This is a genomic window from Bacillus cereus group sp. MG16 (genome assembly GCF_040459875.1).
GTDB lineage: Bacteria > Bacillota > Bacilli > Bacillales > Bacillaceae_G > Bacillus_A > Bacillus_A paranthracis.
Window position 1 is genome coordinate 3,042,556 of the sequence record NZ_JARVHE010000001.1, and the last position, 11,839, is coordinate 3,054,394.

Here is an 11,839-nt window from a genome sequence, read left to right on the forward strand (position 1 = left end):
ACTCCCCAGTTGTTCTTATTTACTAAGCACATGTCGCTCGCCAATATAATTTACACGTGGACGGAACAAACGATTGTTCGCATATTGCTCAATAACGTGCGCACATAGTCCTACTGTTCTAGAGCTAAAGAAGATTGGTGTGTACAGTTGAATTGGAATACCAAGCATCCAATATACTGGAGCTGCGTAATAATCAAGGTTCGGATAAATTCCTTTTTCCTTCTCCATAATCTTTTCTCCAGCTTCACACATTTCATATAGTGTATAATCACCTTTCACATCACATAACTGCTTTAAAGCTTCCTTCATCATTAAAGCTCTTGGATCCATCTTCTTCATATATACACGGTGTCCAAAGCCCATAATTTTTTCTTTGTTATATAGTTTCTTCTGTAATAACTCTTCAAACTTTTCAACATTACCAGCTTCTAAAAGCATGTACATAACCGCTTCGTTCGCACCGCCATGTAAGCTACCTTTTAAAGATGCAACCGCACCTGTTAAAGCACCATATAAGTCGGATTGCGTAGATGCAATAACGCGCGCTGTAAATGTAGAGTTTGGCATTTCATGTTCACTATATAAAACAAGGGAACGATCAAAGATCTTCTCCTCAAGTTCAGTTGGTTTTTTACCTGTTAACATATAGAAGAAATTCGCGCTATATGATAATTCCTTAAGTGGTTCGATTGGCTCTTCATTATTTAAAATATGATAGCTATTCGCTACAATGTTTGGTACTTTACTCAATAATTTGTATCCGCGACTTTTGTTTACTTCTAACGAGCGATTTTCAATATCATTATCGTAACCAGCTAATGCGGACACACCTGTACGCAATCCATCCATAGGGTGTGTTTCTTTCGGTAATGCCTTCAGTACGTTAAATACACCTTCTGGTACCGCGTATTCTTCTTTTAATTTCTTTTCAAGTGTTGCTTTTTCATCTTCATTCGGTAGATGTTCTTCCAATAAAAGGTGCACAATGTCTAAGTACTCTTTTGTTTTTGAGAGTTCAATTAAATCATACCCTTGAATTACAATTTCACCTTTCACTGTGTCAAGAAACGAAATCTTCGTCTCCGCTGCCACTACACCATCTAATCCCGGGGAAAATTTTTCTTCAGCTTTCATCATTATTTCCTCCAATCCTAATAGATCTTCGTGCACATAACTGTAAGCCTTTACAATATTGTGAAACTACATTTCTATTTCAATGTATCAGAGTTTTTAGAAGATTTCAATTTATTTTATAATGATAAGTTTCCTATACTTTTACCGATGTAACAATACAATTTTTCAACAATAATTTTCATAGTTTATAAAAAAGGACAGACTTCTCTTTATTTATCTTTAAAACAAAATATAAAGTTAATTCATATAACCCAGTTAAATATATACCTACTTTACAATTCCTTTTACTAAATAAAAAAACGAGCTGTATTCATATACAGCCCGTTTTTTTATTACATTTATTTCACTATTCTCTAAATATAATTTCCATATAAAATTTATTTATTTTTAATAAAGTTATTATTTTACGTAATTAAATTGAATTTCTTCTATTTCCTCATGATAACCTACAACTAAATCATAGTTTTGAAAGTACCAAAGATCATCAACATCTACAAAAAATAAAATACTTTCCTTCTCAACTGAAACGATTTCCCCATCTGGTTTCTCTGCAACAATCCCTAAAGAATAACCAGGCTGAATGGAGCTATCTCCGCCGTATCTTACATTAAACCGTATAGACTCACCATGTTTTATACGTAATTCTTCTTGAAACCATTGTAAAGCTTTATGATCAATTGAAATCTTCATCTTTGTTCCTCCCGTTTACGCAAATTCTTTTTTACCTAATCGCTGTTTTACAAAAACGACAAAAATAATGAAAGCAATTAATCCTGAAATTGCACTACCAGCAAATAAAATACGGTAACCAAACATTTGTGAAACAACTCCAAGTAAAATTACACCAAGTCCAATCCCTAAATCAAATGCTGTAAAGAATGAAGCATTAGCGACTCCTCTTTTACTCGGATCAACAATTGTAAGCATCGCCGCTTGTAATGCTGGCTGTGCTGAACCGAATCCAACACCATATAATGTAGCTGCGATAACTACACCTATTAAATTATTCGAAATTGTTAGCACGACTATTGCAATAACAGTAATGCATAGTGCCGGAAGTATGATAAATACTTCTCCATACTTATCTAATAGTTTTCCTGAAACTGGTCTTACGATTGTTAAAGCAATTGCATACACAAGAAAGAATGTCCCAGGATTCACATCAATTGACGATGCAAATAGCGGTAAAAACGTCGTAATCCCTCCATATGCAAATGATAAAAAGAATACAACTATCGTAATGGATAGTACGGATTTTTCAAACAGTTTCATTTTTCCTTTTTCTTTTTGTGGTGTGAATGGCATTTTCGTCATTAACGATAATAAGACTGCCATAAAGGATAAAAGAGTGGCTAATAAGAAAAGGCCATGAAATGAATAATTTTGTACAACCGATAATCCAATCATTGGGCCGATTGCCATTGCAATCGTCATAGCCATCCCATACCAACCCATACCTTCACCACGGCGTGAATCTGGAATAATATCAGTTATCGCTGTTCCAACAGCTGTTGTAGAAACAGCCCATGTTATTCCGTGAATAACACGTAAAACAGCTAAAAGGACAATAGTCGTCGCTAAATGATAAGAGTACATCGTTAACCCAAAAAAGATGAGTCCGAAAATAATAAAGGATCTTCTACCATATTGATCCAACATCCCTCCAATAATCGGTCGTATTACAACTGCCGCTATTGTAAACATTCCCATCATAAGTCCGACTTGTGATTCATTGCCACCTATCTCTTTAATAAAGAGTGGGAGCGTTGGAACAAGTAAATAAAATCCTGTAAATAAAAATAACATTGCGAAAGTCATTTGAATAAATGATTTCGTCCATAATCGTTCCATTCATATTCCTCCATAAACACGTAAGTTATTGCAATTAACACCTCCATTTTACAGTTTCTTCGTTCCTTTTCCCTCCGTAAATAGACGTATCTTTTTATAATAAATGGTCCAAAATCAATTTAAATTGGTCTTACAACTTTATATGTATACATTAGCCTAAAGTCCCATCTATATGTACCTTTATACACATGAAAAGAATATACTACTTTATTATCACAACTTAGGAGTGATTATGTTATGTGGATCTCTTCAAGAGTAACAGCCGTCGTTCCTTCGACTCCTGGGATACACGTTCCAGCCGTTCATACAGCTAGTTCCGATGTAGGAATTGAACTTCCTGCAACTTGGCAACACTATCAAATTCCAGGTCAAGTTACTCCCTCATTTTGGCATCATGGCGCACATCCAAGTAGTACCCCCTTTCAAAGCCACGCTTATCCTCCGTTACCTCAATCTCAAATTTTTTATCACTTTCCTTCAATTTATTTTCAAAACTTCTATGGTACTTTTAATATTTAAAATACATTGTCTCATAGCTACTGCATTTAAAAGAAAAAAGCACTTAAGATTGTAATTTTACAAAACTTAAGTGCTTTTTAATATTTTTTATAAAATTTTCTTATTGTCCATTATTAGCAGGGGCCTCTCCTGCATTACCGCCAGTTTCTGGTTGTGTGGTCGCTGGTGGAGTTGTATTTCCTTGGCCTCCTCCATTATTTGCTGGAGGTGTCGTATTTCCTTGACCTCCACCGTTATTTGCTGGAGGTGTCGTATTTCCTTGACCTCCTCCGTTATTTGCTGGAGGTGTCGTATTCCCTTGGCCTCCTCCGTTATTTGCTGGAGGTGTCGTATTCCCTTGGCCTCCTCCGTTATTTGCTGGAGGTGTCGTATTCCCTTGGCCTCCTCCATTATTTTGTTCATTTTGTTTCTTTTCTTCTTCTTGTTTCTTTTGCTCTTCTAGTTTCTTTTGTTCTTCTTGCTTCTTAAGTTCCTCTTGTTGCTTTTGTTCTTCTTGTTTTTTCAGTTCTTCCTGTTTCTTTAATTCTTCTTGCTTTTTCTCTTCTTCAGTTTTTTGCTGTTGATCTTGTTTTGGTTTTTCCGTTGTATCCGGTACGCTCGTATTTGGAGAAGAATCACGTTTTTCACCTTTTATACGCAGCTCACTACCTTCTTGAATTACACTACTTGGCATTTTAAATCTTGATTTATCTGTAGCCATCTGGCTCATCATTGCTTTAAAGATCAACTGTGCAATTTTCGTATTTTTACTACTAATATACTCGTCTTTACCATCTTTCATATACCCAGTCCATACTGCCATCGTATATTGCGGCGTATAACCTGCAAACCAACTATCACGAGTTGCACTTTCCGGAATATTAAATTTTGCTAATTGTTTTGAATCATAGTTTGTTGTACCTGTTTTTCCAGCTATATCTAAAGAACTTATATTTGCTGCTGTACCAGTACCTGATGTCACTACTGAACGAAGCATATCAGTAATCATATATGCTGTAGAGTCAGCTATAACTTGTTTTGGTTTTTGCCCGAAACTTTGTGACTTACCGTCTGGATAAACTACTTTCTTAACAAAATGCGGTTTTGCATACTTTCCACCATTACCAAATGTCGCATAAGCACCCGCTATTTCAGTTGGTGATACTTCGTTTGTACCAATAGCTGTAGATTCTGTTGGCGCTTTTTTAAATGTAATACCTAATTTCTCAGAGAATTCCTTTGATTTATTAAGTCCTACTTCTTTTGCAGTTTTAACTGCTGGAACGTTACGTGACATTTTTAACGCCTCACGCATAGTAATTGGACCTAAATGACTTCTGTCTGCATTTCGAAGTTCTTGTCCAGTTGAATATTTAAATGGAGAATCATCAATTTGATGATACGTAGCCCATTTTAAGTATTCAATTGCAGGACCGTAATCAAAGATTGGCTTCATCGTCGAACCAGCTGCACGATCTAATTCAATGGCCATATTATGCCCTTTAAATACGGCTTTATTTTCACCGCGCCCACTACCTATAGCACGAACCTCTCCGGTTTTCGTATCCATAAATGTGAAAGCACCTTGGAACTTATCATTTGGATAATTAATAATATTTTCATTTAAAATCTTATCAGCAAAATCCTGTGCTTTCGTGTCTAATGTTGTATAAATTTCTAAACCGTCAGAACCAATATTAGCATCTGGCAATTCTTTTTCAACTTCTTTCACAACCGCATCCATAAATGCAGGATATGGCATTGCTTGTACAGTTGCAGTCCTAAGTCCATCTGTTACTTTAACTTTCGAAGCTTCTTCCATTTCTGCCTTCGTAATATAACCATGTCGATTCATTAATTTTAGTACAACATTTCTTCTTTCTGTTGCTCTTTCAATATTTTCTGTTTTCGTCGGATCATAGTTATTCGGTGCTTTTGGTAAACCTGCAAGCATCGCAACTTCTGGTAATGTTAAATCTTTCAATTCTTTACCATAGTAGTTTTGTGCTGCTGTTGCGATACCATACGAACGGTTTCCTAAGTTAATTTTATTTAAATACATTTCTAAAATTTCATGTTTTGAATATTGTTGTTCTAGTTTATACGCTAAATATATTTCCTGAACTTTACGTTTTGATGTTTTTTCCATCGATAAGAAGTAATTTTTAATAACCTGTTGCGTTATTGTACTTCCACCTTGTGAACCGTAATCTCCTTTAAGACTCACCAAAACAGCACGGGCAGTACCTTTAAAGTCTACTCCGCTATGCTCGTAAAAACGTGCATCCTCTGTTGCTAAAAATGCATTTTCTACTAATTTAGGAATTTGATCATACGTAACATTCGTCCGCTTTTCTTTCCCGTATTCATATACCAAATCGCCATTTTTATCATAAATTTTTGAGGATAACGGATTAACAAGTTTTGCTTTCTCAAGTTTTGGTGCATCCTTAATCATTACAAAGAAGGTAGCAACTCCCCCCACTAAACCAACAATACCAAGTAATAAACAAGTAATTAAAAACTTGCGAAAAAATGATGTTTTACCTTTTGGTTTTTGTGTTTTAGAAGCTGGCTGTTTTTTCTTTTTAACTTGTCGTCGCTCCTCTCGAGAACGATAATTTTCTGACATGTTACTTTCTCCTGCCTTTCAATTCTCCCGTTGATTTACTTAAAAATATTGAGGTCACTTTCTAAAATAAATTTAATTAAGAAAGTATATTGACCTGGAGCATTCAATATTTTCCTAATTCACAGATTATAAATTTTAGAATGCTTGTTACACAAAGTATTTTCACTTCTATTTTTCTAATAATGCTGCCCCTTTAAGCATAGAATGTAAAAAGTGAATTTTTAATACCTCGTATAAATAATATACCTTTTTTTCAAATGGTCAATATTTTCTTATTTATAAATCAAAGGTGAAATAAAAATAGCACAACGATATGTACTTCGTGTGAACTTCCTTATAATTACGTATAACGAACATTTAATATATTGCATATAAGTATAATACCTCTTTAATTATAAAGATTTCAACATCACAACCTCAACATCTATAAGAAATTATTAAAAATGAAAAGTGAGGAGTTGCGTAATGATGGAGTTATCTCCCGTGATTTCCAAAACTATAGTTGCTGTTGGATATAATCCTTTTTCTATGATTTTACGTATTCAATTAAAGAATGGACTGTATGATTTCTTTAACGTTCCTGAAAACATTTACACCGGTTTACTAAACGCACACTCTAAAACGAGTTATCACAATACTTATATTAAAAATTCTTACCGCTACACCAAAATATAAACTTAACCAGAATAAAAAAAAGAAAGGAGGTGGTCCCCCTTTCTTTTTAAAATCGTTTCACAACTCAGCTATCTTCTGTTCTTTTTATTTATTTCATCATATGCTTGAATTTGTTTTTTTAAACGCCGATCTGCTTTTTTATCATGTACAACTAATATCGCATGAATAACGCCTGGAACCCAAAATATTAATGTTAATAGGAAATTAATTATTGCTTGAAATGGTTTTCCACAAAATAATACGGCTACAGGCGGTAGAAGAATTGCCAACAAATACATCATCTCTTGAAAACTCCTTGTTTTGTATTTTTATCTCTCCATACACTATAAAAACCAGTGACTTTTACATTTCCGATATTTTTATTACCCACTAATAACTGTTCTACCATTATATATTCTATTTCAATGCAAAAAAACCTACCACTTCAACTTTTCTACTTATGTAAAATCAAAATTTTACATACCATCTTTCCATGAACAATTTCATATGATTATTTTTTCTAATCTTTTTTCTTTCTCTATTATAGTTAATCCAATTGCCGAAATAGCAGTTCCTATCGCTTGTATCCAAACACCAATAAGTGCTATTATTCTCTCATCTTTCTTATCAACCTTACTGTCTTCATTTTGTATTCTATTCTGCATTACATTAACAATACCTTGATACGCTTGAAGTCCAGCGCCTAAACTTTGCAGAGAATTTCCTATCACTATAATTTTCTGCAACATTTTCATCTGAAGTAAAGCCGCTTCTACTCCTAAAAAAGCTCCAATTGATTGTAAGCTATTCCCTACAATTATAAGATAATCATTCTCTTTCAATTGTTCATTTATATTAAAATATATTCCTATTACATTTGATATATTCCCTAACGCTAATAACTCAATGCCCATTTTATCGAGCATTTCACTTTTTTTCTCCAAACACATATTTTGATTTTCTTTTTCAACTTTATCTTCGGTTTCATTACTCCCTATAATTTGCAATATATACCCGAGGGCTTGTAATGAACTTCCTACAATTACAATCTCCGATTCAACTTTCTCTTCCCCTATAAATCCTCTTGTCGTCCCAATTGCCGCTGTAAGATTCCCTCCTACTTGAAACCATGCTCCTGTCACTTTTAAACCGTTTGGATTCATTCTTATCACCTATTTAGAAATTTTCTAGTGCTTTCGAAATACATAAATGGCATCCTTTAACTCATATTTATTTTCTATATGTAATTTTGTGCATTCTATAATGAGTTAAAAATACAAAAAAGAGTAACTCATAACAGTTACTCTTTCCTATATATCAAAAAAATCATTATTTATTTCGTTATTGCTTTTAAATTTCAACTTCTCTTTCCCGCACTTCTCACACCTATACACATAAGCTACACCTAGCTTACCACTTTTGAAATCTTCATTATCCTGCATCTTAATAAAACTATATGTATGTTTACAGTGAGATTCGTCTAAAAAATTTTCAAACCATTTTTTCAACATAGAACTGTTCACCTCTATGCAAGAATCTTCCTCTTGCCTTATTACATACTTTTACTTAAATACTCAATCTCATGTTGTAACTTTTTAAATTGTTCAAAATGCATAGTGATAGATTGACTGTTTCCATACTCAGCACTATGCTTCACCAATAAAACACCCGTGTCATGAAAAAACGCGTCAAGCTCTTTTCTAATGGATACTTTCATTATATGCGCTGTTTTAATAGCCGATAAAATTGCAATTTCATTAAACTTTAATTTTATTTCCTTTGGACAAAATGCTTCTTCCACCAATATAACTTCATTGCTATAAATAAGTGCAACAAGATTACTTGGCTTTGCATCTGTTAAATCTACTTTTTTTATAACTTTATTCATTACATTTTGCCTCCTTTGTTTTCATATATGACAATTATACAATTTCGATTTTTAATTACGTAACCTTACATTCAGTTTAACACACTTTTATTATGGGATTAAGCTACACTTCAAACGTTTTATTATTCCGCAATTTTCGTTAGATGAACCATTTGGACTATAAGACCATATAGTAGTGTTAACAAATGATTGTAAAGTGGGTGAGAACTATGCCCTCAGTTGTAGGGAATTTAGTTGTACAAAATAGTAACGGTTCATTTAATTTAGGTGATTTCTATAACGTTTCTCCAAAAGAAAACACGAAGGCTTATAATGGATCTGGTGCTTCCAACGTTGGTTTTGTTGTTAATACTTTTAATGGTGTGAGTGCGACTAATACGTTTGATTCTGACCTTGCGGATCAAAACCAAGTCGGTACAGCTTAACCCTATTTTTTCATCGTTCTGTTTAAGAATTTTTAATTTGTCCATACTATAATCAGGCTGTTATACAGCTATTGTTGATTTTTGGAGTACCCTATCTTTTTCTCCCTTTCCCTGGGGCTTAGCAGCTAGTATGAAGCTAGCTGCTTTTCCGTTTCATTTTTTCTGTTTCACATCTAACATAGCTTACTTTACGCTATTTCAATAATATCCGTGGTATTAAATACGTAAGTTTTATAAAACGCGTCAGTACACATTACAATGCGCTTTAGCGGATTTATATGTACAACTGTCATGTAGCTTGTAAGTATGTATCCATCTTCAAAATATGTCACCAATATTTCTTTCTCAGACAATAATGACATTAATAATTTATCAGAAATTCCCTCTTTTGCTTCTTTTGTTAAAAATGGTTTTTGTACTTTAAATTTCTCCCCAATAACCTTTCGCATACTTAATAACTGTTCCGACATTACTGTAAATGGAACCCATTCTCTTTTTGCTCTTTGCATCTTTACATCATTCATTTCTCTATCTCCTCGATTATTTATCCATTCTATTTCAAACATATTGCGCTTCGATTATTCTTTAATAATTGCTCGGCTCATATTTCCCCCGCATGAACAGGTAAGAAATCTCCCACCTCAAAATTCAAGACATACAAGGAAAGTAAGTCGAAGATCCACTTCCCGTAAACACCCGCTAATTACAGTTTCACTTTATTTCTAAATCTTATACTATCTACACTTACAAGAACATTCGTTCTAATTATACACGAACTTACGTTCTTTTGAGAAGAGATTTATTTTTTCTTCATCAAATGATCTTTTCACTTCCTATTAAATGGGAGGTGAAAAGATCAACTAAACAGTTTTAATTTTTTCGAGTTTATTAACCATCTATAAATGAAAGCATATATTATAAAGAACGAACTCACAAAATTTAAGGGATTTATAATGGACCTCCATTCGTTCCTTATGAATTTCTATGAAAAGAGAGCAATTTAAACACTCTCTTTTCGTACATACTACATAAAACTATTCATTAATAATTCACTCTAATTACTAAATATATTTTGGTTGTACTATTATATGTAACTCCCTCTCTGTTACTGCTTTTTTCGGGTTTCGAAAATACTCTAATTCGTATTTTAATACCTCATATTCAACCATCCCGATCTTAATCCCTTTCGTTTCTTTTAAAATAGCTAATAGGTTATTTATATCTTCATCATACGATTCAAAAATTTTCCCTCCGTCTTCTCTTTGAAAAATTAATTTCACATTTTCTCCCCCTACATCATTTATTTATCTATCCAATAATTCATTCTTTACCTTAAAATTTCATACGAAAAAGAACATCCATCTTAATAGAATGCTCTGCTTTTCACTTCATTTAACGTCAATATATTTCAATCTTATTGTATGTTTCATTCTGCAAATTATGTTTATCGACTTCTATAAAGTGAAACTTTAATCCACTCAAGCTTTGTTCATTCCTGACTAATAATTAGCCTACGCAAATCTTACTGCCTACAAATAATGGGCTAAAATTAATTAATTCGTTTTATATTTAATGAGATGAAACAAAACATTATAATATCAACATTCTATGAAGTGATGATTAACCTACTTTAAGAAAATTACATAAATTTCCATTGTAATTCTTAATATTTATATGTAATATTGTATTGTCTTACTATCTATTTATAACTCACACACTAATTAGAAAAGGGAACCTTTAAAGGTTCCCTTTTCTAATTACAGTCATTATTTCTTTTCTAGAAATTCAAATGTATTTTTAAACTCTTTATCATTCACCTTAATATCAGCATCTTTCAATAATTCATTGACTACTTGTTGTTTCCATTTACCTGTCGTGTCTTGTAGTCTTTGCTGTTCTATATCTTTACGAATTGAATCTTTTACTTCATCAAATGGCTTTAATTCTTTTTTATCTGTCACTTTAATAATATGGTAACCGTAAGTTGTTTTTACTGGTTCACTTACTTGTCCTGCATCTAATTTATATGCAGCTTCCTCAAATTCTTTTACCGTTTGCCCTGGAGCAAAACCAGTGATTTCCCCGCCCTGTTCTTTTGAACCAGTATCCTCTGAGTATTGCTTCGCTAAAGCCGCAAAATCTTCTCCGTTATTTACTTTCTCTTTCACTTCTTTAGCAGTCTTTTCATCTTTTACTAAAATGTGACTTACCTTCATTTCTGGTTTATAGTTATTTTTTACATCTTTTTCTGTAACAGTCGCTTTAATCGCTTTCTCAAATGCAATTTCTGGCTTCATTTTTTCTTTTAATTCATCTTCGTTTTTCAATCCAAGTTGTTCTAAAGTCGCTTTAAAGTTCTCACCCATTTTATCTTTTGCTTCTTCTACTTTCTTTTTTGCTTCCTCATCTGAAACTTTATATTTATCGAGCAACGCCTTACTTAACACCATTTGGTATAAAGTACTTTCCCCATATTTTTGTCTTAATTCTTTACTTAACTCTTTCTCTGTAACATTTCCTACTTTTGATGTTACTACGTTGTCTGAGGAGCCACATGCGGATAATGCCAGTACTACGCATGAAATAATTGTTCCTAAAAATAGCTTTTTCTTTTTCAATTCAAAATACCTCACTTTTATTATTATATAAGAATAACTATACAGTGTTGTTGTGTATACAATGTGTTTTCTAGATGTAATTCATTTCATGTGAAAAAACTATGTATCAGTAGATAACATTAGTTAATCAATCTATCTT

Annotated in this window: 14 protein-coding genes; 3 read left to right on the forward strand and 11 right to left on the reverse strand. The window is 32.9% G+C overall.

What is annotated here, in order from left to right; genetic code table 11:
* Nucleotides 1-15: 15 nt before the first annotated feature.
* From mmgD to QCI73_RS15700, 3 genes are all read right to left on the reverse strand, one after another.
* Nucleotides 16-1,137 (reverse strand): citrate synthase, encoded by a 1,122-nt coding sequence (gene mmgD / locus QCI73_RS15690; protein ID WP_353823307.1) that lies wholly within the window; start codon nucleotides 1,135-1,137, stop codon nucleotides 16-18.
* A gap of 396 nt (nucleotides 1,138-1,533) precedes the next feature.
* Nucleotides 1,534-1,824, reverse strand: coding sequence for a HesB/YadR/YfhF family protein (locus tag QCI73_RS15695; RefSeq protein WP_070805955.1), 291 nt, complete (start codon nucleotides 1,822-1,824; stop codon nucleotides 1,534-1,536).
* Between the two features lie 15 nt (nucleotides 1,825-1,839).
* Entirely contained in the window at nucleotides 1,840-2,985 is a 1,146-nt protein-coding gene (locus tag QCI73_RS15700; RefSeq protein WP_353823308.1) for an MFS transporter, read from the reverse strand.
* 237 nt (nucleotides 2,986-3,222) lie between these two features.
* On the opposite strand from QCI73_RS15700, the gene QCI73_RS15705 reads away from it, so the two are divergent.
* Nucleotides 3,223-3,504 (forward strand): hypothetical protein, encoded by a 282-nt coding sequence (locus QCI73_RS15705; RefSeq protein ID WP_070805953.1) that lies wholly within the window; start codon nucleotides 3,223-3,225, stop codon nucleotides 3,502-3,504.
* Nucleotides 3,505-3,604: 100 nt separating this feature from the next.
* Here QCI73_RS15705 and QCI73_RS15710 read toward each other — a convergent pair whose 3' ends face one another.
* Nucleotides 3,605-6,115 (reverse strand): PBP1A family penicillin-binding protein, encoded by a 2,511-nt coding sequence (locus QCI73_RS15710; protein ID WP_327923742.1) that lies wholly within the window; start codon nucleotides 6,113-6,115, stop codon nucleotides 3,605-3,607.
* Nucleotides 6,116-6,580: 465 nt separating this feature from the next.
* Between QCI73_RS15710 and QCI73_RS15715 the strand changes: the two genes are divergently transcribed.
* Nucleotides 6,581-6,790, forward strand: a complete 210-nt coding sequence (locus tag QCI73_RS15715) for a KTSC domain-containing protein (protein ID WP_000970367.1) — start codon at nucleotides 6,581-6,583, stop codon at nucleotides 6,788-6,790.
* 68 nt (nucleotides 6,791-6,858) lie between these two features.
* On the opposite strand, the gene QCI73_RS15720 is transcribed toward QCI73_RS15715, so the two are convergent.
* The 4 genes from QCI73_RS15720 to QCI73_RS15735 all read right to left on the reverse strand — a co-directional run bounded on the left by QCI73_RS15720 (nucleotide 6,859) and on the right by QCI73_RS15735 (nucleotide 8,657).
* Nucleotides 6,859-7,071 (reverse strand): YqaE/Pmp3 family membrane protein, encoded by a 213-nt coding sequence (locus QCI73_RS15720; protein WP_000990229.1) that lies wholly within the window; start codon nucleotides 7,069-7,071, stop codon nucleotides 6,859-6,861.
* Between the two features lie 201 nt (nucleotides 7,072-7,272).
* Nucleotides 7,273-7,932, reverse strand: coding sequence for a DUF6944 family repetitive protein (locus tag QCI73_RS15725; RefSeq protein ID WP_353823309.1), 660 nt, complete (start codon nucleotides 7,930-7,932; stop codon nucleotides 7,273-7,275).
* Between the two features lie 147 nt (nucleotides 7,933-8,079).
* The gene (locus QCI73_RS15730; RefSeq protein WP_327923741.1) at nucleotides 8,080-8,280 is read right to left on the reverse strand and encodes a hypothetical protein; all 201 of its coding nucleotides are present in this window, start codon (nucleotides 8,278-8,280) and stop codon (nucleotides 8,080-8,082) included.
* Between the two features lie 41 nt (nucleotides 8,281-8,321).
* Entirely contained in the window at nucleotides 8,322-8,657 is a 336-nt protein-coding gene (locus QCI73_RS15735) for a hypothetical protein (RefSeq protein ID WP_353823310.1), read from the reverse strand.
* Nucleotides 8,658-8,866: 209 nt separating this feature from the next.
* On the opposite strand from QCI73_RS15735, the gene gerPF reads away from it, so the two are divergent.
* Nucleotides 8,867-9,082, forward strand: a complete 216-nt coding sequence (gene gerPF / locus QCI73_RS15740; protein ID WP_001141565.1) for a spore germination protein GerPF — start codon at nucleotides 8,867-8,869, stop codon at nucleotides 9,080-9,082.
* A 188-nt stretch (nucleotides 9,083-9,270) separates the two neighbouring features.
* Here the strand turns inward: gerPF and QCI73_RS15745 are convergent, their stop codons facing one another.
* From QCI73_RS15745 to QCI73_RS15755, 3 genes are all read right to left on the reverse strand, one after another.
* Nucleotides 9,271-9,606, reverse strand: coding sequence for a YolD-like family protein (locus QCI73_RS15745; RefSeq protein WP_001000620.1), 336 nt, complete (start codon nucleotides 9,604-9,606; stop codon nucleotides 9,271-9,273).
* A 537-nt stretch (nucleotides 9,607-10,143) separates the two neighbouring features.
* Entirely contained in the window at nucleotides 10,144-10,362 is a 219-nt protein-coding gene (locus tag QCI73_RS15750; protein WP_353823311.1) for a hypothetical protein, read from the reverse strand.
* A gap of 486 nt (nucleotides 10,363-10,848) precedes the next feature.
* The gene (locus QCI73_RS15755; RefSeq protein ID WP_070805949.1) at nucleotides 10,849-11,700 is read right to left on the reverse strand and encodes a peptidylprolyl isomerase PrsA; all 852 of its coding nucleotides are present in this window, start codon (nucleotides 11,698-11,700) and stop codon (nucleotides 10,849-10,851) included.
* Nucleotides 11,701-11,839: the final 139 nt, after the last annotated feature.